A 21,020-nucleotide genomic window follows, 5' to 3' on the forward strand; every position below is an offset into this window, starting at 1 on the left:
ACGTACCCATGTCTGTTCTTGATCTTGCCCCGGTGGCGGCGACCGGCAACGCCGGTGAGGCGCTGCGGTACACCACGGAGCTGGCCCGCCGCACCGAGGAGCTGGGCTACCGCCGGTTCTGGGTGGCCGAGCACCACAACATGCCCGCCATCGCCAGTTCCGCGCCGGCGGTGCTGCTCGCGCACCTGGCGGCGAACACCAGCACCATCCGGCTCGGCTCGGGCGGGGTGATGCTGCCCAACCACGCGCCGCTGGTGGTGGCCGAGCAGTTCGGCACCCTGGAGGCGCTGCACCCGGGCCGGATCGACCTGGGCATCGGCCGGGCGCCCGGCACCGACCAGGTGACCGCGCTGGCGCTGCGACGCACCATGGAGGGCCTGTCCGCGGAGCACTTCCCGCGTGAGCTGGCCGACCTGATGAACTACTTCTCCGGCGCCGAGCCGGGCCCGATCACCGCGACGCCGGGCCGCGGCCAGTCGCCGCAGGTGTGGCTGCTCGGGTCCAGCGGGTTCAGCGCGCAGCTGGCCGGCCTGCTCGGGCTGCCGTTCTCGTTCGCGCACCACTTCAGCTCGCAGAACACGATCCCGGCGTTGCAGCTCTACCGGCAGAACTTCCGGCCGTCGCAGTGGCTGGACCGGCCGTACGCGATGGTGGCGGTCAACGCGGTCTGCGCGGAGACCGACGAGCGGGCCGAGTGGCTGGCCGGGCCGGCCGGGCTGTCGTTCCTGAAGCTGCGCTCGGGGCGCCCGGAGCCGCTGGTCACGCCGGAGGAGGCGGCGGCGTACCCGTACTCGGAGTTCGAGCGGGAGTTCGTCGCCCAGCGCCGCGACGGCCAGGCGACCGGCTCGCCGGAGACGGTGGCCCGGCAGCTCGGGGAGCTGCTGGAGCGCACCGGCGCGGACGAGCTGATGCTCACCACGATGGTGTACGACGTGGCGGACCGGATCCGCTCGTTCGAGCTGATCGCCGAGAAGGTGGCGGGCGGGCTGCGCCGGGAGGGCTGAAACACGCTCTTCATAGCCACGTCACCGCAGCGTCGCGCGGGACGCATAACTTTGTCCCCGGTGGTGGTACGGCATTCCCGGTCGGGACGGGTCGGGAATGCTGCGGTGTGGTGCACCGGGTCGCCGGCGGAGCGGATTCCGCGGCCGGCGACCCGGTGCCTGTCGTTTCAGCGCAGGTAGATGTTCGGCGCGGCCGGGGTGCTCATGCCGTCGCCAAGGTAGAAGCCCGGGTGCGGCGGCTGGTTGTAGGCGGTGTTCTGCCAGGCCACCGCCACCCGGTACTGCGGGTCGTGCATCAGCGTCGGCAGCCGCAGGCCGGTGGTGACCGGCGTGCTGTAGATCCGGAGCGCGGTGCTGTCGGAGGTGCGCCAGACGACCTCCTCCCGCCAGTCGCCGAGCAGGTCCGCCGAGAGCGCCGGGGTGGACTTGGTGCCGTTGTTCGAGGCGACGCCGCTGCCGGTGAGCAGCCGGGTCTCCCCGCCGGTGCCGTACTTGTCGATCTTCGTGGCGTCGAGCAGCTCCCGGACCGGGTCGCCGTCCCACCAGATCAGGAAGTTCGCCGACGACGGCTTGCGCCCGACGTTCTGGCCCCGGGTGTTGAGCAGCCCGTCGACGGCCGACGACCAGGACTCCGCGCCCGGGCTGCCGGCCCAGACGTCGCCGGAGACGCCGCGGCCGTTGTCGCCGTTCGGCGCGGTCTGCCAGATGATCTGCCCGGTACGCGCGTCGGCCATCCAGGAGCTGGGCTTGCTGCCGTCCTCGTCGACCTTGAACACCTCCAGGCCGGCGCGGGACGGGTCGAGGTCGCCGACGTGCAGCGCGTCGCCGTGGCCGTTGCCGGTGGAGTACAGCAGCCGGCCGTTGTCGTCGATGGTGGCGGCGCCGTACACGATCTCCTGACGGCCGTCGTTGTCGACGTCGGCCACGGAGAGCTGGTGGTTGCCCTGGCCGGCGGCGGCGCCGTTGCCGGAGGCGTTCGAGTCGAACGTCCAGCGCTTGCGCAGCGTGCCGTCGCGGAAGTCCCAGGCGGCGACGACGGCCCGGGTGTAGTAGCCACGCGCCATGATCAGCGAGGGGCGCTGCCCGTCCAGGTACGCGGTGCCGGCGAGGAACCTGTCGACCCGGTTGCCGTACGAGTCGCCCCAGGACGAGACGGTGCCGCGCGGCGGGTCGTAGTCGACTGTGGACAGGGCCGCGCCGGTGCGGCCGTCGAACATGGTCAGGTACTCCGGGCCGGCGAGCACGTAACCGCTGGAGTTGCGGTGGTCGGCCGAGCCGTTGCCGATCACCTGACCGGTGCCGGAGCGGGTGCCGTCGGCGGTCTTCATGGCCACCTCGGCGTCTCCGTCGCCGTCGTAGTCGTACACCTGGAACTGGGTGTAGTGGGCGCCGGCGCGGATGTTGCGCCCCAGGTCGACGCGCCACAGCCGGGTGCCGGTGAGCGTGTACGCGTCGACGTAGACGTTGCCGGTGTAGCCGGACTGCGAGTTGTCCTTGGCGTTCGACGGGTCCCACTTGAGCACGAACTCGTAGCGGCCGTCGCCGTCGAGGTCACCGACGCTCGCGTCGTTCGCCGAGTAGCTGTACCCCTCCCCGGCCGGGGTGGTGCCGCCGGGCGGCGGCTGGATCGGCACGTCCAGGTAGCCGTTGGCGAACTGGAGCGCCGGGGCCGACGCCGCCTGCTCGGCGCCGTTCACCACGGCCCGCACGGTGTACGCGGACCCGGCCGCCGCGCCGCTGTCCAGGTACGTGGTGGCGCCGGTGATCGGGCTGGCGTTGACCTTGGTGCCACCTCGGTAGAGGTTGAACGCCACACCGGTGGTCTCGGTGCCGAGCAGCCGCCAGGAGACGAGGTTGCCGCTGCCGGAGCGGACGCTGACCAGCCCTCGGTCGAGCTTCTCCATCTGCTTCGCCCCGGCCGGCGGGTCGGTGGGCGGGGGCGTGGTTGGTGGCGGTGTGCTGGGCGGAGGTGTGGTGGGTGGCGGCGTGGTGGGCGGAGGCGGCGTCGACGGCGGCGCGCTGGTGGACGGCGCGCCGGTGCAGGCGGTGCTGTTGAGCGTGAACGCGGCCGGCACCGGGTTCGACGCGTTGTTCCACGAGCCGTTGAAGCCGAAGTTCGCGGTGCCGCCGGTGCCGATGGCCGCGTTGTAGCCGGCGTCGCGGGCGCTCACCTGCGCGCCGGACTGGCTGACCGTCGCGTTCCACGCCTGGACGACCTGCTGGCCGGCGGCGAAGCTCCAGCCGAGGGTCCAGCCGTTGACCGGGTCGCCGAGGTTGGTCACTGTCACGTCGGCGCCGAATCCGCCGCTCCACTGGTTGGTGATCCGGTAGTCGACCCGGCAGCCGGCGGCCGCCGCCGCGGCGGTCATCGTGGTGAGCGCGCCGGCCGACAGGGTGAGCGCCGAGGCCGCGGCGAGCAGCGCGAGCCGGCGGCGTGGGGTGGTGAGGTGCACGGGGGTGCCTTTCGCGGAGGTCAGGCACGCGACGACGCCGGCCTGCCCGGACCGGCGGATACGTGCCCTGACGCGACGGGCGACGTCAACGCATCGACGTCGATGATTCGGCTCCGCGCTCCGTCAGCCTAGGTCACCGCCGGACACCCCCACAAGCGCGGCGGCGTGCGCGGGGCGGGCAGCGCGGCGGCGCGGCGCGGGCGGGGCGGCGCGGGCGGGGCGGCGCGGGCGGGGCGGCGCGGCGGCGCGGGTGGGGCGGCGGCGCGGGCGGGGCGGCGGCGCGGGCGGCGCGGCGCGGCGGGGCGAGGCGGCGCGGGGCCGGGCGGGGCGGCGAAACGGCGCGGTGGAGTGGCGGCGCAGGAGCGCGGCGGCCAACAGCCGACGCCGACGCCGACGAGAAGAGATGCCTGAAAGCCGATATACCTCAGAGTCATAATTATGACTCTGAGGTATATCGGTCAGCAGGACATGTCTCTACGGCGCGCGACACGCCGAGACAGAACACTCCTGGGCGATGGCGCGGCCCGGGAACGCGAGCGGCTCAGCCCTCGACGGCGGCGGCGAGCTTCCGCGACTCCGCGGCCTCGGCAGGCTCGGAGGTCTCGGCGGTGACCACCGGCTCCGGGACTTGCCCCGACTTCGCGGCCTCTGCCGACCCGACGGATTCCCCCGGCCGAGCGGACTCCCCCGCCTCCGCGGGCGACGCGGAGACGGGCGCGGCCTCGACCGGCGGCGCGGAGGCCGGCGGCGCGGAGGCCGGCGACGCGGAGGCCGGCGACGCGGAGGCCGGCGACGCGGAGGCCGGCGACGCGGAGGCCAGCGCCGCTTCGACGGTGGCGCGGGCGCGGCGGGTGCGGCGCAGCGCCCGCACCGCCAGGACAATGGCGACCACCCAGGCGACACCGAGCAGCGCGTACACCACCACCGGCGCCGAGCCGCTCACGCCGCCGGCGCTGAGCAGCGTGCGGGCGTTGGTCAGCACGATCACGCCGCCGATCACGGCGCCGAGCAGCTGAGCGGGAACGATGCGGACCAGCCAGGCCGCGATCGGGGCGGCGATCAGGCCACCGATCAGGAGCGCGGCCACCGTGGGCAGCAGGAAGCCCTCGGTGCCCAGGCCGATCAGGAAGCCGACGCTCGCCGCGCCGGCCACGACGAACTCGGAGGTGTCGACCGAGCCGATGACCTTGCGGGGTTCCATCCGGCCGGAGACCAGCAGCGCCGGGGTGGCGACCGGGCCCCAGCCTCCGCCGCCGGTGGCGTCGACGAAGCCGGCGACCAGGCCGAGCGGGGCGAGGAAGCGGCTCCGCAGCCGGCCGGCGGCGCGGGTGGCCCGAAGCGGCCGGGAGAACCGCACCAGCAGGTACGCGCCGAGCGTGAACAGGATGGCCGCCATCCACGGCGCGGCGGCCTCGGTGGAGATGGAACTGAGGAACGTCGCCCCGGCGAACGCGCCGATCGCGCCGGGCAGCGCGATCCGGCCGACGACCCGCCAGTCGACGTTGCCGAAGCGCCAGTGCGAGACGCCCGCGGCGAGCGTGGTGCCGATCTCGGCCAGGTGCACCGAGGCCGACGCGGCGGCCGGCGCGACACCGGCGAACAGGAGCAGCGTCGAGGAGGTCAGCCCGTACGCCATGCCGAGCGAGCCGTCGACCAGTTGCGCGGCGAGCCCGACGAGGGCGAGGACCAGCAGCTTGCGCACGAGCGCCCCCTGACTTTTCGGTATCTCCTATCGACTTGGTCGACAATGCGGCACGAAGGTGGTCCCGGTCAAGTCCCCCATCCGGTTGGTAGGACGCGCCGGACGGCGCGGTCAGCTCCAGGCGCGCGGGTCGGCGGCCAGTTCGTTGACCCGGCCGGGCAGCTCACCGGAGGCCACGTCGGCGATCGTGACCAGCTCCAGGATCTCCCGCTCGCTGGCCCGCAACGCGATCCAGACGTCCTGCAACGCGCGGGCCGCGCCCTGATAGCCGAGCTGTTCCGGACGCTGGCCGCGCACGTGCGCGAGCGGCCCGTCGATGACGCGGATCACCTCGGCCAGGGAGATCTCACTCGCCGCCCGGGCCAGCCAGTAGCCGCCCTCGGGGCCACGCTGGGCGTGCACGATGCCGCCCCGGCGAAGCTGGAGCAGGATGCTCTCCAGGAACTTCGGCGGGATGTCCTGGGACCGGGCGATCTGCTCGGCGGTCACCGGGCGGCTCCGCTCGGCGGTCCCGTCCGCGACCGAGGCCAGCTCAGCGGCCGCGCGGAGGGCATAGTCGACCCGGGCGGAAAGACGCATACGGCCAGGTTAGTCCGCTCGGGTGCGGGCCGCCCCGCCGACCCGCGCCCGGACGATCATCACCCGCCGCTCAGCCGCCGACGCGGCGCAGCAGTCCCTCCTGCACGGCGCTGGCGATGTGCCGCCCGTCGGCGGTGAACATGCGGCCGGTGGCCAGGCCACGGCCGCCCGACGCGGACGGGCTCCAGCAGTCGTACAGGAACCACTCGTCGGCGCGGAACGGCCTGTGGAACCACAGCGCGTGGTCGAGGCTCGCGCCGACCACGCCGCCCGGGCCCCACACCTCGCCGTGCACCGACAGCACCGAGTCCAGCAGCGTCAGGTCGGAGGCGTACGTCAGCGCGCACGCGTGCAGCAGCGGATCGTCCGGCAGCTTGCCGTCCAGCCGCATCCACACCCGCTGGTGCGGTTCGGCCGGGCGGTCGCCGGGGCGTACCCAGCCGGGCTCGCCGACGTAGCGCACGTCGATCGGGCGCGGGATCATCCCCCAGATGCCGAGCCGCTCCGGGTAGCGGGAGAGCCGGTCGGTCATGGTCGGCACGTCGTCCGGGCCGGGCACGTCCGGCGGCACCGGGGCGTGGTGGTCCAGCCCCTCGTCCTGCCGCTGGAACGACGCCGACATGAAGAAGATCGGCTTGTCGTGCTGCAACGCCACCGACCGGCGCACCGAGAAGGACCGGCCGTCGCGGACGTTCTCCACCTGGTACTCGATCGGCTCGGCCGGGTCACCGGGGCGCACGAAGTAGCCGTGCAGGGAGTGCACGGCCCGCTCCGCGTCGACGGTGCGGCCGGCGGCGACCAGGGCCTGGCCGGCGACCTGCCCGCCGTAGACCCGCTGCGGGCCCACCGGCGGGCTCACCCCCCGGAAGGTCATCTCCCCGGTACGGTCCAGGTCGAGCACCTCCAGCAGCTGGTCGACCGCCGCCTGCCCGGTCGCCGCAGCACTCACTGGAGCGCTCGCGCCGAGGCCGCGTCCACGAGCGAACCCAGCTGGTGCACGCGCAGCGTGTTGGTGGAGCCGGGGGTGCCGGGCGGGCTGCCCGCCACGATCACCACGTAGTCGCCCGGGTTGGCCCGGTTGAGGCCGAGCAGCGCCTGGTCGACCTGGCGGAACATGTCGTCGGTGTGCTGGACGAACGGCATCAGGAACGTCTCCACGCCCCAGGAGAGCGCGAGCTGGTTGCGCACCTCCGGCACCGGCGTGAAGGCCAGCAGCGGCAGGTCGCAGTGCAGCCGGGCGAGCCGCTTGACGGTGTCGCCGGTCTGCGAGAACGCCACCATGGCCTTGGCGCCGATGGCCCGGGCGATGGAGGAGGCGGCCACGGTGAGCGCGCCGCCGTGCGTACGCGGGTCGTGCTGCAACCGGGGGACGGCGATCGAGCCGGCCTCGGTGGTGGTGACGATCTTGGCCATGGTGCTGACGGTGAGCACCGGGTACTTGCCGACGCTCGTCTCGCCGGAGAGCATCACCGCGTCCGCGCCGTCGAGCACCGCGTTGGCCACGTCGGAGGCCTCGGCGCGGGTCGGGCGGGAGTTCTCGATCATCGAGTCGAGCATCTGGGTGGCCACGATGACCGGCTTGGCGTTCTCCCGGCAGAGCTGCACGGCGCGCTTCTGCACGAGCGGCACCTGGTCCAGCGGCAGCTCGACGCCGAGGTCGCCGCGGGCGACCATGACGCCGTCGAAGGCCAGCACGATCGCCTCGAGGTGGTCGACCGCCTCCGGCTTCTCGACCTTGGCCAGGACCGGGCGGCGCACGCCCTCCTCATCCATGATCGAGTGGACGAGCTTGATGTCCTCGGGTGAGCGGACGAACGAGAGCGCGACCAAGTCGACACCGAGGCCGAGGGCGAAGCGCAGGTCCTCCGCGTCCTTGTCGGACAGGGCCGGGACGCTGACCGCCACGTTCGGCAGCGAGACGCCCTTGTTGTTGGAGACCGGGCCGCCCTCGGTGACCAGGCACCGGATGTCGTTGCCGGTGACGTCGCTGACCTCGACCGCGACGCGGCCGTCGTCGATCAGCAGCCGGTCGCCCGGCTTCACCTCCTGCGGCAGCTTGCGGTAGGTGCAGGAGACGCGCTCCTTCGAGCCGACGACGTCGTCACCGGTGATCACGACCGAGTCGCCGGTGCGCCACTCGTGCGGGCCGTCGGCGAACCGGCCCAGCCGGATCTTGGGCCCCTGGAGGTCGGCCAGCACCGCGACCGGCTTGCCGGACGCCTCGGCGGCCTCCCGGACCAGCCGGTAGACCGATTCGTGGTCGGCGTGACTGCCGTGGCTGAAGTTGAGCCTCGCCACGTTCATGCCCGCCTCGACGAGCCCTCGGATACGCTCCGGGGACGAGGTGGCGGGGCCGAGAGTACAGACGATCTTCGCGCGGCGTGTCACGCCCATCAGGCTAGTCTCTCCTCCGGATCGGCCTCCCGGCCGACCCCTTGCGGACAGCGGAACAGTTGTCCAACGACGCGCGTGTACCGCGCGGGCGGGCGGTTGGCGTACCGCACCGGAACGTCGTGTGTGGCGGGCATCGGCGACCGCGCGGCGGAAATGGTACCCCTCGCCGTCACGTGCCGGCCGGGTGCTCCCGTGGATGCCGTCCGCCCTCGCCGTGGCGCGGCCCCGCCGGACCGGCCGGGGCAGGTTCGGGCAGCCGCCGGGCGGCCAGGCCGCGATGATCTCGGCGAGCAGGTGGTCGGCGCGCAGCCCGGACGCGGTCCGCTCCAGCGGGACCCGGCTCGCGGCGCCGTGGAAGTGGTACAGCGCGATCGCCGAGAACGGCGACGAGACCGCGCCGGCCGTCAGCTCTCCGTCTTGACCAGCGGGAACTCCAGCGAGCCGGCCGGGCAGAGGAAGGTCAGCACCTCGACCCGGTAGAGCCCGGCCTGTACCGCCGGGTCGGCCTCCATGACGCTGCGCACGTCGTCCACCGAGCCGGTGCGGGCCAGGCCGAAGCCGATCGGCGGGTCCGGTTCCCGGGCCGGGCCGTCCACCGAGCCGTCGACGAGCACGATGCCGCGCCGTTGCAGCGCCCGCATGTGCTGCAGATGCTCGGCCTGCAGCCGTTGCACGGTCTCCTCCGGCAGGGCCCGGCCGGACGGCCCCGGGTAGAGCACGATGCACTCGTACGTGTCCAGCGCGAAGTCGAGCCGTGGCGTCGTGCCCATGCGCACCTCCTGCTGACCACCGTTGCGCCCAGCCTCGCACGGCGGTCCGGTGCGCCGGGGCCGCTCGCCGCAACTACCGGTGCTTCGCCGCCACGATTCGGGGAATGTCCAGGGGTCGGGGCGCGCGCCGCCCGCGACCGCGTACGAGCACAGGAGGACCGCGATGGCCACCAGCACCCAGCCCGCCAAGGCGTCGGGCAGCTACCGGATCGGTGGTGACCTGCGGGTCGACCGCCTCGGCTACGGGGCGATGCAGCTCACCGGCCCCGGCGTGTGGGGCGACCCGAAGGACCCGGCCGAGGCGATACGGGTGCTGCGCCGCGCGTACGAGCTGGGCGTCACGTTCATCGACACCGCCGACTCGTACGGGCCGTTCGTCAGTGAGCTGCTGATCCGCGAGGCGCTGCACCCGTACGCCGACGACCTGGTCATCGCGACGAAGGCCGGACTGACCCGCTCCGGCCCGGACGACTGGCGGCCGGTGGGCCGCCCGGAGTATCTGCGCCAGCAGTGCGAGCTGAGCCTGCGCCACCTGGGCCTGGACTGCATCCCGCTCTACCAGCTGCACCGCATCGACGCGAAGGTGCCGCTGGCCGACCAGCTCGGCGAGCTGGCGCTGCTGCGGCAGGAGGGCAAGATCCGGCACATCGGGCTGTCGCAGGTCAGCGTCGAGCAGATCGAGGCGGCCCGGGAGATCGTCCCGATCGTGTCCGTGCAGAACCTCTACAACCTGGCCGACCGCGGCGCCGAGGACGTGCTGGCGCACTGCGAGCGGCACGACCTGGCGTTCATCCCGTGGTTCCCGATCGCCACCGGCAACCTGGCCCGCCCCGGCGGCCCGCTGGACGCGATCTCGACCGCGCACGGCGCCACTCCGGCGCAGCTCGCGCTGGCCTGGCTGCTGCGCCGCTCGCCGGTGATGCTGCCGATCCCCGGTACGTCGTCGGTGGCGCACCTGGAGGAGAACGTGGCGGCGGCCGAGGTGGAACTGACCGACGAGGAGTTCGAGGCGCTGGCCAAGGCGGCCTGAGTCTGCCGCCGTCCGGCCCTTTCGCGGAACGTGATCGAGCAACTACCGTCAGAAGGATTCTCACGAGTGGGGGTCCGCTGTGGAGGAGTTCGACTACGTCATCGTGGGGGCCGGCGCGGCGGGGTGCGTGCTGGCCAACCGGCTAACCGAGGATCCGGGGACGCGGGTGCTGCTGCTGGAGGCGGGCGGCTGGGACCGCAGCCCGTACGTGCGCGTGCCGAAGGCGTTCTCCCGGCTGATGGACGACGAGCGCACCGCCTGGCACTACCCGGCCACCACCGGGCCGGGCCGCGAGGAGATCTGGCAGCGCGGCCGGATGATCGGCGGCTCGACGTCGGTCAACGGCATGATCTGGAGCCGCGGCGCGGCCCGCGACTGGGACGCCCTCGACCCGCTGGGCTGGGGCTGGTCGGCCATGCGGCAGGTGTTCACGCGGCTGGAGGACCACCCGCTGGGCCCCGCGCCGCACCGGGGGGCGGGCGGGCCGGTGCGGCTGTCCATCGCCACCGGCACCGACCCGCTCGCCGAGGAGATGGTGGCCACCGGCGCCGAGCTGGGCTGGCGCCGAGCCGACGACCTGGACGCCGACGACGACGAGCGGATCGGCTACCCCACCGCCACCATCCACGGCGGACGGCGGGTCAGCGCCGCGAACGCGTTCCTGCACCCGATCCGGCGCCGGCCCAACCTGACCGTCGAGGTCGGCGCCGTCGTGCTGCGGGTGCTGGTCGAGGGCGGCCGGGCGGTCGGCGTACGGGTGGCGCACGGCGGCCGGGAGGTCGAGCGCCGGGCGGCCGGGGAGGTGATCCTCGCCGCGGGCGCCCTGGCCACCCCGCACCTGTTGCAGGTCTCCGGCATCGGGCCGGCGGACACGCTGCGCGCCGCGGGCGTGCCGGTGCTGCTCGACCGGCCCCGGGTCGGCGCGGGGCTGCGCGAGCACCGGTCGATGGTGCTGCAGTACCGCCTCGCCGAGCCCGGCGGCCACAACATGACCATCGGCAGCCCGCTCGGGCAGGCCCGGGCCACGCTGCGCTGGCTGCTCACCGGGGGCGGCCCGCTCGCCCTGCCGGTGCTGGACGTGGCGGCCCACGTCAAGTCCCGGCCGGACCTGGACCGCCCGGACGCGCACCTGCTGATGGCGCCGTTCTCGGCCGCCCCGCCCCGGCCCGGCAAGGCCCTCGAACTGGAACGGGAACCGGGCGTGATGTGCCTGGGCACGGTGACCCGGCCGGACAGCGAGGGCAGCCTGGCGATCACCGACGCGGACCCGCGTACGCCGCCGGCTGTCGTGGCGAACTACCTCACCACCGACCACGACCGGCGGGTGGCGGCGGACCTGTTCCGCCGGATGCGGGAGTTCTTCGCCACCGGGCCGATCGCGAAGCGGATCCGGGCCGAGACGGTGCCCGGCCCGGCGGTCCGCACCGACGCCGAGATCGTCGAGGCGGCGGTGGCACGCGGCTACTGCGGCTACCACGCCATCGGCACCTGCGCGATGGGCGACGGCGACGACCACGTGGTCGACCCGCAGCTGCGTGTACGCGGCGTGGACGGGCTGCGGGTGGTCGACGCGTCGGTGCTGCCGGTGATGGTGGCGGGCTGGACCAGCGCCCCGGTGAGCGCGCTCGCCTGGCGGGCCGCGGACGTCATCCGCGGGCGGGACGGGAGCTGACAGCGCCCGGGCCCGCGCGACGGCGGGCCCGGGCACCGGTGTCAGACCGCGAAACAGTTCGGCCGGACCGGGGCGCCGGCGAGTACCTGGCGCACCACCGTGTACGTGGTGCCGTCCAGCACCAGCCCGAGGTGGCCGACGACCCGCAGCGGGCACCACGCCTGCACCAGCACGTTCGTGGCGCCGTCGGCGAGCAGCGCGTTGTCCACCGGCCGGACCAGCTCGTCCTGCCAGGTGCGCACGGTGGCCCAGCGAACCGGCCCGGGCGTGTCGTCGCCGGCGTTGAGGTCGGCCAGGAAGCTCGACCCGATCGACATCTGCTGACAGGCGATCACCCCGGCGCAGCTGCCCAGCCCGAGGAACGCGACCAGGTTGGCGACGTACGTGCCGTACTGCGGGCTGCCCAGGCTGACGTACTGGTCGACGGTGGCGGCGCCGCCGAGGTACTTGACGTACCAGCGGCTGACCAGGCCGCCCTCGGAGTGGCCGACCAGGTCGACCCGGGCCGCTCCGGTGGCGGCGCGGACCTGGTCCACGTAGGTCGAGAGCGCACGGGCGGACTCGCGGATGTCGCCGAGGCCGAGGTTCGGCAACTGGAAGATCGAGACCCGGTAGCCGTCGGCGCGCAGCCGGGCGGCGATCGGCTCGTACGCGATGGAGATTCCACTGAGGCCGCCGACCACGATCACCGGGTCGGCGGCCGCGGCGGCGGCCCGTTGCGCGGCGGTGGTGACGGTGGCCGTGTTCGACGGGGCGGCGGGTTCGGCGGCGGCCGCCTGGGCGGCGGCCGGGACGAGCAGGACGGTGGCGGCGGTGGTGGCGGCCAGGATCGTTCGGAGCAGCATGGGCTGCACCTCCGAGGGGGAGGCACCCGGGCGGACCGGGAGGGGACGGGTGGGATCCGATCGATCGTGGACACGATGATGCGTGTCCGATTTCACACACGTCAATGAAAAGTTACGCGGCGGTAACCACTTGTCGCGCCCACCGCGCAAACCGGCAAGCCGGGCCGGGCTCAGTTGCCCAGCGCCTGGACCTTCGCGATCGTCTCCTGGACGTGCTGCCGGGCCGGCTCCCCGCCCTGCGCGGCCTGCGCCAGCGCCTGCCGGTAGGAGTCGATGACGCCGATCAGCGGCCCGGCCGTCGCCCCCTCCAGCGCGCCCGCCACCAGCGCCCGCGCCTCCGCCGCGTCCTGTGCCGCGGCAGCCGTGCGCGCCTTGGCCTCGTCCAGCTTCTGCGCCGCCGCCGCCAGCCTCGCGATGATCTCCGCCGCGCTCACAACCCCTCCCCCACCTCACCCACCCTCGGGAACCCTACCGCCCACCCCCACCCCACGCCTTCGCGATCTTGCAGTTTCCGCCCCGGCAAAAGCCACATCAAGCCCACACCGAGGGCCACAAGTCCATGATCGACAGGGGCTGGGGTCAGCGGAGGAGGCGGAACAGGAGCAGGTAGACGCAGAACAGCGACGGGGAGACCAGCGCGCAGATCACGAAGCCCAGCGGCACGTACCGCCCGGTCGTGGCCTCACCGCCGGCCAGCGCCGGGCGGCCCCACCGGGCCAGCACGACCTGACCGGCCACGAAGGACAGCAGCGGCACCCCGGCGCAGGACAGCGCCGCCACCAGGTCCAGCCCGGCCACCGGCACCGGCGACCCCACCAGCGCGACAAGCATCAGCAGCGAGCCGACGAGCGCGCAACCGCCGTACACCGCGACCGCCCGGGCCGGCGCCGACCAGGTCGGCAACAACACCGGCGTGCGGGCCAGCGCGTCGGCCTGCTGCCCGTACCCGTCGGCCTCCCCGGCGAGCCGCTCCGCCGCAGCCAGCTCCGCCGCCGGGTCACCCGCCCGCGGCGCCACACCCGGAGAGGGGTACGCCCCGACGCCCGCCTGCCCCGGCGCGGCGGCTGCGCCGCCGGTCACGCCGTCCCCCGGCCCGGCGCCCGTCCGCCCGCCCGCGTCCTCCCCCCGCCCGGCGCCCGTCCGCCCGCCCGCATCTGCCGCCTCCGGCGCGGCCGGTCCGGCGGCCACCGCAACCGCCGGCGCCGGTACCGAGGTCATCGGCGCGCCGATCGCCTGGCCCAGCCGGTCCAGGTGCTGCCCCTGGGCGACGAGCCGCTGCCCCAGCTTGTCGACGGCGGCCTGCAGGCCACGGCGGCGCTCCGCCTCGGCCGCGATCTCCCGCTCCCCGCCCCGCTGCCGGGTGGACAGCTCCCGCAGCAGCGCCGCGTACTCGTCGAATCCACTCATGGGACATCACTCCCCGCGGCGAACGGCACGATCAGCGCGGTGCGGTGCTCGTGCCGGTCGACGAGCAGCGCGCGGCCCTCGCGCGGCACGTACGCGAGGTCGTGCACGCCGAGGTGCAGGCCCAGGTCGGCGGCGGGCACGTTGAGCGCGACCAGGCCGGTGACGTCGTCGCGCTGCCCGCTGCCGCCCAGGTCGTCGGCGAGCCGGCGCAGCCCGCGCCACCAGCCGAGCACGTGCACCCCGCGCGCGGGCCCCTGGCGCAGCACGGCGCGCAGGTCGTCGTACCCGGAACGGAACGTCGCCGGGTCGGAGGCGGCGAGCGTCGTGGCGGCGGCGTCCACCCCGAACACCACCAGGTAGGTACGCCCGGAGGCCGGGGCGTCACCTGCGGCGGCCTCGGCGAGCTGGGCGCGCAGCGCCTCGGCGGCCAGGCGGCGGACCGGGTGCCCGGCGGCGGCCAGCGTCATGGCCAGGTCGTCGGCGGCCTCGGTGGTGCCGGGCGCCAGCGGCGCGAACAGGAACCGGGCGGTCCCGGGCGCGTGCTGCCGGGCCAGGGACAGCGTGGCCGACCGGAGCACCTCCGCGCCGACGGCGGCGGTGCCGACCACCGCCAGGTGCCGGCCCGGGCTGGCGTCGAGCGCGAACCCGGCCGGGCTGCCGGCGACGTCGACCGCGCGGCCCACGAGCGCGTACGGCGGGTCGGCGCCCGGCGTCAGCGCGGTCCAGGCGCTGTCGTCGGTGAGCCGGGGCGTCTCGTGTCCCCGGAAGACCGACGGCGGGCGCGATCCGGCCGGGCGGGCCGCGTGCAGCTCGTGCCGCAACGCCGCCAGGTCGGCCGAGGCAGCGTGCGCGTCGGGGAACCGCACCTCCGCGTCCGCGCCGGGCGCGCCGGCGGCGGTGTTCACCACTGCCGTGCCGACGGTGAGCCCGCGCGCGGCGTCGTTGCGCGGGTCCAGCACGGCGTCCCCGCCGGGCAGCGCGATCCGCAGCGGGAACTGGCCGAAGATGGCCTCGGCCCGGCCGTAGAGCGCCTCGATGCCGGTGGTGCTCTGGCTGGCCAGCACCAGGTGCAGGCCGTACGAGCGGCCCTTGCGGGCCAGTTCCTCGATCAGGTCGACGGCCTGCCGGGCCAGCGCGTCGTTGCCGGCGAACAGCACGTGGAACTCGTCGATCACGGTGACGATCCGGGGCGGCCGGGCGTTGGGCGGCAGGTCGGCCAGGCGGCTGACCCCGTGCCGCTTGAGCAGGTCGGCGCGGCGGCCCAACTCGGCGCGCAGCTCCCGCAGCACCGCCACGCCGTACTCGCGGTCGGACTCGATGCCCACCGCGTCGGCGTGCGGCAGCCAGGACGGGTCGCGGTCGGTGGGCACGAACTCGGTGAAGCTCACGCCCTCCTTGAAGTCGAGCAGCATCAGCCGCAGCTCGGCCGGGGAGTAGCGGGCGGCCAGCCCGTAGAGCACGTCGAGCAGCAGCACCGTCTTGCCGGCGCCGGTGCGGCCGCCGATCAGCCAGTGCGGCGTGGCGTCGTCGAACGCCACCGCGAGCGGGCGGCGGCCTGCGCGGCCGAGCACGGTACGCAGGCCGGAGGCGGCGGACCCGGCCCAGCGCTGCGCGGGCAGCAGGTCGGCGAACGTGACGACGTCCTGGTCGGCGGTCTCGGCGTACCGGCGGGCCAGCGCGGTCACCGCGGCGTGCGACGGGTCGCCGTCGAGCACCACCGGCGCGGCCAGCCCGCTGCCGTCGGCGCTGAACGGGCGGCCGGGCGGGTCACCGACGAGCGTGTACCGCTCGGTGATCCGCAGGTGGGTGGTGGCGCCCAGCGGCGGCGCGGCGCTCGGCCCGGCGGGCCGGTGACCGGCCAGCAGCACGCAGACCGCGGCGGCCGGGCCGGCGTGGGTGAGCGCGGCGAGCCGGGCCAGCTCCCGGGGCGGCGGCGCGGACGCGGCCACCACCACCAGCAGCTCCCGGTCCTCCGGCGCGGACCGCTGGGCGGTACGGGCGTGCCGCTCGGCCGCGTCGAGCAGCGCTGCCGTCTCCGCCTCGGTGGTCGCCGCCGCGGCGAGCACCCCGGCGTCCTGCAGCGGGCGCAGCGGCAGGAACGCCGCGCCGAAGGCGGCCTGATCGATGCCGACGACCCGGATCGCGCCGGCCGGAGCGGCGGTCAGCAGCCGCACCACCACCGCCCGCAGCAGCTCCCCGACGCGCGGGTCGCGGGCGTCCTGATCGAGCGCCAGATGCGCGCCCGCCCCCACCGGCACGAGCACCGGGAACGCGCCGTCGACTGTGGTCGCCGCGCCGAGGCGTACCGGAACGGGGTGGGTCGCGACGCGGGCGGTGCCGGGCACCGCGGCGGCCAGCTCACCGCCGAGGCGGGCCAGCCGCGCGACCAGCTCGGGGCTGCCCACCGGCGCCGGGCCGGCGGCGCCGAGCAGCCGCCGGGCCGCCTCCCAGTGGCGCAGTGCCTGCCGGTGCCGATCGACCGCCTGCCGGTACGCCGCCGCGAGTCTGCCCACCGTCCGCCCTCCGACGTCTTGCGATCGAGGGAACCCTAACGGACGCGCGGCGCAGCGGCACATGGCGCTCCGCACCCGGGGATTCGTCCACTGTTCACCCGGCGGCGGACGGGCGCGCCGCCCACCGTTCCCCCGGCCCCGCTTGCCTTCCTCCAGGCAATCGTGGCGCACAGGAAGGCGACGACGTGACCTCACCTCTTCCCCGGCGGTCCCTGCTGCGCGGCGGCGTGGCCGGCGGGCTCGGCATCGTGGTGGCCGGCAGCCTGGAGGCGATCGCCGGCCCGGCCGCGGCCCGGCCCGCGTGCCGTCCCGCCGTCGGCTACGGCGACCTGGTGCCGGACCCGGCCAGCCTGCTGGCGCTGCCGCCGGGCTTCTCGTACACGGTGGTCGCGCAGGCGGGCGCGACGCTGCTGGAGTCCGGGCAGCCCACCCCCAGCGACGCCGACGGCACCGGCTGCTTCCGCGGCCCGCGCGGCTCGGTGCTGGTGAACAACCACGAGATCGGCGGCGACGAGCCGTACCCGGTGCCGGCGCTGACCGGTCTCACCTACGACCCGGGCGCCCGCGGCGGCACCACCACCATCGAGGTGGACCGGCACGGGCGGCGGCTGCGCGAGTACGTGAGCGTGGCCGGCACGCACAACAACTGCGCCGGTGGCATCACCCCGTGGGGCACGTGGCTGACCTGCGAGGAGACCGAACAGCGGGCCGGTGGGCGATTCCTGAAGGACCACGGGTACGTCTTCGAGGTCGACCCGCACGACAGGTCCGCCAACACCGACCCGGTGCCGCTGACGTTCCTCGGGCGGTACTCGCACGAGGCGGTCGCAGTCGACCCGTACACGCACTCGATCTACCTGACCGAGGACGCGAGCGGGCCCAACGGCCTGTACTTCCGGTGGACGCCGCCGCCCGGTTTCCGGGCCGGCAAGGGCGCGCTGCGGGCGCTCGCCCAGCGACCCGACGGCGGCGCCGCCGGCAGCCTCGCCGCGATGCGCTGCCTGCGCGGCGACACGCACGTGGCCGACCTGTCCGAGGCCACCACCCCCGGGACCCGCTACCGGGTCGAGTGGGTCGAGGTGCCGGATCGCGATGCCCGGACCGTGTCCGTACGCAAGCAGTTCACCGACGCGGAGGTGACCCGCAGCCGCAAGCTGGAGGGCGCCTGGTGGGGCGACGGCGGCGCGTACTTCGTGGCCAGCTACGCCCGGCACGACGACGGCAGCGCCAACGAGCACGACGGGCAGGTGTGGTTCTACGACCCGCGCCGGCAGACCGTCACGCTGAAGACGATCTTCGGGGTGAACACCGACCCGGACGCCGACCACGGCAACTACGACGGGCCGGACAACATCACCGTGTCGCCGTACGGCGGGGTGATCCTGGCCGAGGACGGCGAGGGCGTGTCGCACCTGGTCGGCGTCACCGAGCAGGGCGAGGCGTACCCGCTGGCGCGCAACGAGCTGAACGACAGCGAGTTCACCGGGCCGACGTTCAGCGCGGACGGCAGGACGCTGTTCGCCAACATCCAGTCGCCGGGGTACGTGTTCGCGATCACCGGGCCGTGGGGGCGGCCGGGTAACGGGCACCGCTGACGGGACGGTGAGCGGCCGGCGGTTCTCGCTCGGGAGCCGCCGGCCGAGCAGTGCTGGTCTGCGACAGACGTCCCATTCGACACCGATGCACGGGTCGCCTGGCCAGGCGGATCATGCTGAACGTCTGCCATCCGTTCCGGGAGGGCAACGGACGGACCCTGCGCGCCCTCCTGCGCCAGCTCGGCGCCGCGGCCGGCTACCTGCTCGACTGGTCGGAACTCGATGCGGCGGACAACATCGCCGCTTGCGTCCAGCACCTGAACACCGGCGAGACGGACCTCCTGAAGGCAGCGCTCGATCCGGTCGTCCGGCGGATCAGCTGAGCCACGCTGCTCAGTCATAGATCCTGGAGGGTATCTCCTGTGCCGCTTGACGCATGCGTTCGCGCAGCTTGACCCGACGACCGCGAGGCCACTGCTGCTCCACCTGAGCACGTTGCCTCCCCGCGCGAGCGCAGCCCTCGGCGGAGACCGCCATCCCCCGCCGGGCCAGTTCGGCATCGAGATCTTCACCGAGCGTCGGTGCTGGTGTCATCGACGCTCACTGACGCCGATCTCCTTGGCCAGGTCGACGAATCCCTGCCAGGCCGCCGGCGCGAAGGCCAGCGTCGCGCCGGCCCGGTCCTTGGTGTCCCGGACCAGCACGACGCCCGCGAGGTTGTCGGCGACCTCCACACAAGAGCCGCCGTTGTTGCCGCTCTTCGTGCTCTTGCGCCATCGCGCAGCGGTCATGTCCATGATCCTGCCGCTTCCATGATCAGGTCTAGTGACTGGGTTCGGGAGAGGGCCTCGCCCCTGATGCGCTCCCACCTACGGCTGAGCGTAGCAACGGCCGCAGCCTCATTAAGTAGCTGCGCGGACGCCTGGCTGTCGACGTGCGCGACATGTTCACCGGTGGGCAGTTCGGCGAGGATGAAGCCGCCACCGAGCCCCGGATACATGCCGATGTCCCTCGGCACGACGTGTATCTGCACACCGGGCAGGGCTGCGCAGTGGACCAGGTGCTCAAGCTGCTCCCGCATCAGCTCCCGGTCGCCGTAGGCCGACTGATGCAGCACGCCCTCGAAGATGACCGCGACGACCAGAGGCGGCCGGTCCCGACGGAGGATCGACTGTCGTTCGAGCCGCGAGGCGACCAGCTCATCGATTTCCGCTGCGGTCAGCGCCTCGCCGGTCAGCGTCGCGCGTGCATATGCCTCGGTCTGCAACAGCCCGGGCATCCATGTGTGCTCGAACCAGCGGATCGACACGGCGTCCCGCTCCCAGTCGACCCACTCACGCAGCCACGGCGGTTCACGGCGCTTGAGGACGTCCGGCCAAAGATCCCCGACGTCCCGGCCGAGGAGCGCCGCCACCTGGGCACGTCGCCGAGGCTGCGGAATACGTCCCGGAGAGACCCAACGGGCCGCCGTCTTCGGATCCACGCCGGTCTGAGCTGCAAGGCTCTCCGCCGTCTCACCGGCTTCGGCCATCGCCACCTGGAGCGCGTGGTTCATCCTTCCTCCCTCATGGACGTCCCGAACGTCTCGGCACCATACATCAGCGCTGTGTATTGATCCCATAGCTCTCGGCAAGCTGACCTCCAGGCGGCACAGCCGGTGCTCGGACGTCCGGCGGCCACAGGACCAGGGATGTCGGGCGAGCCGCCCGACGCAGCCCCCTGGCAGGAGAGGAAACTCATGCCCGACAGCAGGCCGAGGGCGGGTCGACGCGACGCAACGGCGAATGACAGCCCGCTCAAGGCGGGAGACCTCCTCTGCCTCGACCGCAGGGCAAGCGTTCAGTTCTTTCGCCCGATCACCGTTCGCGTGATCCGGGAGATCGAGGATCGCCAGCCGTACGACGGCTGGGCATGGATCGAGGCGTACGAGTTGAACGCCCGAGGCACCGCAGTCGCCAAGCGGGAACTTTTCGTGTATTTGGCTGGTCTGCGCCGACTGGAATCAACAACTCGGGAGCGCATGTCCAGCAGCAGCAGCCGCACTTACGCGGCCACGCGGCTGCGAGGGCTGGGGTGAGCACGGGCGCTCGCGCGCATCTGCCTATGCGCCCACTCTGGATCTGCAAACGCTGCGCTTATCCGTGGCCGTGCGCGGAGGCTCGACTCGCACTGCTCGCCGAGTACGCGAACGATCGTGTCGCCCTGTCGATCCACCTGTGTGGGCAGCTCCATGACGCAGCCCACGAGCTACATCGTCTCAACCCGTACGAGGCTCCCAGCCCACAAGTGTTGTTCGCTCGATTCGTCGGCTGGGCACGGCCGCGCCCGCCACTTCCTCCCGTGCCGAGCAGCCCTTGATGCGTCACGTCGACAGACGGCCGGGCGACGAGACGTATCAGGTCACACGGGCCGGCGGGCGCAGGCCGTCCAGCGCGATGGCCAGGACGCGGTCGCGCTGGGCCGGGTCCGGGAACTGGTACGCGGCCAGCCCGCTGATCAGCCGGATCACGTCGTCGAAGCCGGCGTCCGGCCGGGCGGCTCCGGCCTCCTGGGCGCGGCGCAGCAGCGGCTCGCCGGTCGCGTAGATCTCGGTGCGGCAGCTGCGGAACACCTCGGAGTCGTGCACCAGTTCCTCGGCCAGCGCTCGCTTGGTGGCCACGTAGGCGACGAACCGGTGCAGCCAGCCGACGAGGGCGTCCCAGGGCGGCTCGTCGGCCAGGTCGGCGGCGGAGGCGCTGAGCGCGCGCACCTCCTCGACGTAGACCGCCTCGAACAGGTCCCGCCGGTGGGGGAAGTTGCGGTAGAGCGTGCCGATGCCCACGCCGGCCCGGCGGGCGATCTCCTCCAGCGACGCGCCCGCGCCGTGCTCGCCGAAGACCTCACGGGCGGCGGCGATGAGCGCGTCGTAGTTGCGGCGGGCGTCGGCCCGTTTCGGGCGGCGGGAGAAGACCTCACCGGGCATGTCGGCGTCGGTCATGACGCGCGTCACCCCTTCCGTCTTGCAACCGGAGGCAACCCTCCGCTAAGTTAATGGAGGCAAGCCTCCGGTTGCTGACCGGAGCCACCCCTCCGGATAGCTTACTCCGGACTTCCGGCCGCCACCGCCGCAGGACCGC

The 21,020-nt window shown here is 73.9% G+C and carries 21 protein-coding genes and 1 pseudogene; 8 read left to right on the top strand and 14 right to left on the bottom strand.

Annotated elements, in window-relative coordinates; genetic code table 11:
* Positions 1-8 precede the first annotated feature (8 nt).
* On the top strand, positions 9-1,004 hold the full coding sequence (locus DQE82_RS09510) for an LLM class flavin-dependent oxidoreductase (RefSeq protein WP_199495975.1): 996 nt from the start codon (positions 9-11) through the stop codon (positions 1,002-1,004).
* A gap of 167 nt (positions 1,005-1,171) precedes the next feature.
* Here the strand turns inward: DQE82_RS09510 and DQE82_RS09515 are convergent, their stop codons facing one another.
* From DQE82_RS09515 to pyk, 6 genes and pseudogenes are all read right to left on the bottom strand, one after another.
* Positions 1,172-3,457 carry a cellulose binding domain-containing protein gene (locus tag DQE82_RS09515; protein WP_113972505.1) on the bottom strand — a complete coding sequence of 762 codons (2,286 nt, stop codon included), beginning with the start codon at positions 3,455-3,457 and terminating at the stop codon, positions 1,172-1,174.
* 123 nt (positions 3,458-3,580) lie between these two features.
* Positions 3,581-3,832 carry a hypothetical protein gene (locus DQE82_RS09520; protein WP_158559971.1) on the bottom strand — a complete coding sequence of 84 codons (252 nt, stop codon included), beginning with the start codon at positions 3,830-3,832 and terminating at the stop codon, positions 3,581-3,583.
* Positions 3,833-4,247: 415 nt separating this feature from the next.
* Positions 4,248-5,159: pseudogene (locus DQE82_RS09525) on the bottom strand (sulfite exporter TauE/SafE family protein); the annotation flags it as partial.
* Between the two features lie 111 nt (positions 5,160-5,270).
* On the bottom strand, positions 5,271-5,738 hold the full coding sequence (locus DQE82_RS09530; RefSeq protein WP_113972507.1) for an Rrf2 family transcriptional regulator: 468 nt from the start codon (positions 5,736-5,738) through the stop codon (positions 5,271-5,273).
* A 70-nt stretch (positions 5,739-5,808) separates the two neighbouring features.
* Positions 5,809-6,687, bottom strand: a complete 879-nt coding sequence (locus DQE82_RS09535) for an acyl-CoA thioesterase II (protein WP_113972508.1) — start codon at positions 6,685-6,687, stop codon at positions 5,809-5,811.
* A complete protein-coding gene (gene pyk / locus DQE82_RS09540) occupies positions 6,684-8,132 on the bottom strand; it encodes a pyruvate kinase (RefSeq protein WP_043329559.1) in 1,449 nt (482 codons plus the stop codon). Before pyk ends, DQE82_RS09535 begins: the two co-directional genes overlap by 4 nt.
* Before the next feature lie 196 nt (positions 8,133-8,328).
* Between pyk and DQE82_RS09545 the strand changes: the two genes are divergently transcribed.
* A complete protein-coding gene (locus DQE82_RS09545; protein ID WP_124779100.1) occupies positions 8,329-8,553 on the top strand; it encodes a hypothetical protein in 225 nt (74 codons plus the stop codon).
* Here the strand turns inward: DQE82_RS09545 and DQE82_RS09550 are convergent.
* A complete protein-coding gene (locus tag DQE82_RS09550) occupies positions 8,537-8,902 on the bottom strand; it encodes a YciI family protein (protein WP_043329557.1) in 366 nt (121 codons plus the stop codon). The two genes, DQE82_RS09545 and DQE82_RS09550, sit on opposite strands and share 17 nt — an antisense overlap.
* A 163-nt stretch (positions 8,903-9,065) precedes the next feature.
* Here DQE82_RS09550 and DQE82_RS09555 point away from each other — a divergent pair, with 163 nt between their 5' ends.
* Together DQE82_RS09555 and DQE82_RS09560 are read left to right on the top strand one after the other, a co-directional pair.
* Positions 9,066-9,932, top strand: coding sequence for an aldo/keto reductase (locus DQE82_RS09555; protein ID WP_069089059.1), 867 nt, complete (start codon positions 9,066-9,068; stop codon positions 9,930-9,932).
* A 79-nt stretch (positions 9,933-10,011) separates the two neighbouring features.
* Positions 10,012-11,604 (top strand): GMC family oxidoreductase, encoded by a 1,593-nt coding sequence (locus DQE82_RS09560; protein ID WP_113972509.1) that lies wholly within the window; start codon positions 10,012-10,014, stop codon positions 11,602-11,604.
* A 41-nt stretch (positions 11,605-11,645) separates the two neighbouring features.
* Here the strand turns inward: DQE82_RS09560 and DQE82_RS09565 are convergent, their stop codons facing one another.
* From DQE82_RS09565 to DQE82_RS09580, 4 genes are all read right to left on the bottom strand, one after another.
* The gene (locus tag DQE82_RS09565) at positions 11,646-12,449 is read right to left on the bottom strand and encodes an alpha/beta fold hydrolase (RefSeq protein WP_064445267.1); all 804 of its coding nucleotides are present in this window, start codon (positions 12,447-12,449) and stop codon (positions 11,646-11,648) included.
* 170 nt (positions 12,450-12,619) lie between these two features.
* Entirely contained in the window at positions 12,620-12,883 is a 264-nt protein-coding gene (locus tag DQE82_RS09570) for a DUF6244 family protein (protein ID WP_013287536.1), read from the bottom strand.
* Positions 12,884-13,028: 145 nt separating this feature from the next.
* Positions 13,029-13,856 (bottom strand): hypothetical protein, encoded by an 828-nt coding sequence (locus DQE82_RS09575; RefSeq protein ID WP_113972510.1) that lies wholly within the window; start codon positions 13,854-13,856, stop codon positions 13,029-13,031.
* Complete coding sequence (locus tag DQE82_RS09580) at positions 13,853-16,369, bottom strand: FtsK/SpoIIIE domain-containing protein (RefSeq protein WP_113972511.1); 2,517 nt, start codon at positions 16,367-16,369, stop codon at positions 13,853-13,855. Before DQE82_RS09580 ends, DQE82_RS09575 begins: the two co-directional genes overlap by 4 nt.
* A gap of 185 nt (positions 16,370-16,554) precedes the next feature.
* Here DQE82_RS09580 and DQE82_RS09585 point away from each other — a divergent pair, with 185 nt between their 5' ends.
* Complete coding sequence (locus DQE82_RS09585) at positions 16,555-17,964, top strand: alkaline phosphatase PhoX (protein WP_113972512.1); 1,410 nt, start codon at positions 16,555-16,557, stop codon at positions 17,962-17,964.
* A gap of 113 nt (positions 17,965-18,077) precedes the next feature.
* Entirely contained in the window at positions 18,078-18,287 is a 210-nt protein-coding gene (locus tag DQE82_RS09590) for a Fic family protein (protein WP_113972513.1), read from the top strand.
* A gap of 207 nt (positions 18,288-18,494) precedes the next feature.
* Here the strand turns inward: DQE82_RS09590 and DQE82_RS09595 are convergent, their stop codons facing one another.
* Together DQE82_RS09595 and DQE82_RS09600 are read right to left on the bottom strand one after the other, a co-directional pair.
* Positions 18,495-18,701 (bottom strand): DUF397 domain-containing protein, encoded by a 207-nt coding sequence (locus DQE82_RS09595; RefSeq protein ID WP_082930880.1) that lies wholly within the window; start codon positions 18,699-18,701, stop codon positions 18,495-18,497.
* Positions 18,692-19,459, bottom strand: coding sequence for a Scr1 family TA system antitoxin-like transcriptional regulator (locus tag DQE82_RS09600; RefSeq protein WP_113972514.1), 768 nt, complete (start codon positions 19,457-19,459; stop codon positions 18,692-18,694). The genes DQE82_RS09595 and DQE82_RS09600 overlap by 10 nt, the downstream gene beginning before the upstream one ends.
* 183 nt (positions 19,460-19,642) lie before the next feature.
* Here DQE82_RS09600 and DQE82_RS09605 point away from each other — a divergent pair, with 183 nt between their 5' ends.
* Positions 19,643-19,981: a hypothetical protein gene (locus tag DQE82_RS09605; RefSeq protein WP_233514627.1), complete on the top strand. Its 339-nt coding sequence runs from the start codon at positions 19,643-19,645 to the stop codon at positions 19,979-19,981.
* 26 nt (positions 19,982-20,007) lie between these two features.
* Complete coding sequence (locus tag DQE82_RS31075; RefSeq protein WP_113972515.1) at positions 20,008-20,262, top strand: hypothetical protein; 255 nt, start codon at positions 20,008-20,010, stop codon at positions 20,260-20,262.
* A gap of 37 nt (positions 20,263-20,299) precedes the next feature.
* Here the strand turns inward: DQE82_RS31075 and DQE82_RS09615 are convergent, their stop codons facing one another.
* Positions 20,300-20,881: a TetR/AcrR family transcriptional regulator gene (locus DQE82_RS09615; RefSeq protein ID WP_069089052.1), complete on the bottom strand. Its 582-nt coding sequence runs from the start codon at positions 20,879-20,881 to the stop codon at positions 20,300-20,302.
* Positions 20,882-21,020: the final 139 nt, after the last annotated feature.

The sequence above is a fragment of the Micromonospora sp. LHW51205 genome, from assembly GCF_003315815.1.
Taxonomy (GTDB): Bacteria; Actinomycetota; Actinomycetes; order Mycobacteriales; family Micromonosporaceae; genus Micromonospora; species Micromonospora chalcea.

Coding starts and splice junctions, on each gene's coding strand:
- DQE82_RS09510 (WP_199495975.1), top strand. CDS start 9: ATGTCTGTTCTTGATCTTGCCCCGGTGGCGGCGACCGGCAACGCCGGT.
- DQE82_RS09530 (WP_113972507.1), bottom strand. CDS start 5,738: ATGCGTCTTTCCGCCCGGGTCGACTATGCCCTCCGCGCGGCCGCTGAG.
- pyk (WP_043329559.1), bottom strand. CDS start 8,132: ATGGGCGTGACACGCCGCGCGAAGATCGTCTGTACTCTCGGCCCCGCC.
- DQE82_RS09545 (WP_124779100.1), top strand. CDS start 8,329: ATGCCGTCCGCCCTCGCCGTGGCGCGGCCCCGCCGGACCGGCCGGGGC.
- DQE82_RS09550 (WP_043329557.1), bottom strand. CDS start 8,902: ATGGGCACGACGCCACGGCTCGACTTCGCGCTGGACACGTACGAGTGC.
- DQE82_RS09555 (WP_069089059.1), top strand. CDS start 9,066: ATGGCCACCAGCACCCAGCCCGCCAAGGCGTCGGGCAGCTACCGGATC.
- DQE82_RS09565 (WP_064445267.1), bottom strand. CDS start 12,449: ATGCTGCTCCGAACGATCCTGGCCGCCACCACCGCCGCCACCGTCCTG.
- DQE82_RS09575 (WP_113972510.1), bottom strand. CDS start 13,856: ATGAGTGGATTCGACGAGTACGCGGCGCTGCTGCGGGAGCTGTCCACC.
- DQE82_RS09590 (WP_113972513.1), top strand. CDS start 18,078: ATGCTGAACGTCTGCCATCCGTTCCGGGAGGGCAACGGACGGACCCTG.
- DQE82_RS09595 (WP_082930880.1), bottom strand. CDS start 18,701: ATGGACATGACCGCTGCGCGATGGCGCAAGAGCACGAAGAGCGGCAAC.
- DQE82_RS09600 (WP_113972514.1), bottom strand. CDS start 19,459: ATGAACCACGCGCTCCAGGTGGCGATGGCCGAAGCCGGTGAGACGGCG.
- DQE82_RS09605 (WP_233514627.1), top strand. CDS start 19,643: ATGCCCGACAGCAGGCCGAGGGCGGGTCGACGCGACGCAACGGCGAAT.
- DQE82_RS31075 (WP_113972515.1), top strand. CDS start 20,008: ATGCGCCCACTCTGGATCTGCAAACGCTGCGCTTATCCGTGGCCGTGC.
- DQE82_RS09615 (WP_069089052.1), bottom strand. CDS start 20,881: ATGACCGACGCCGACATGCCCGGTGAGGTCTTCTCCCGCCGCCCGAAA.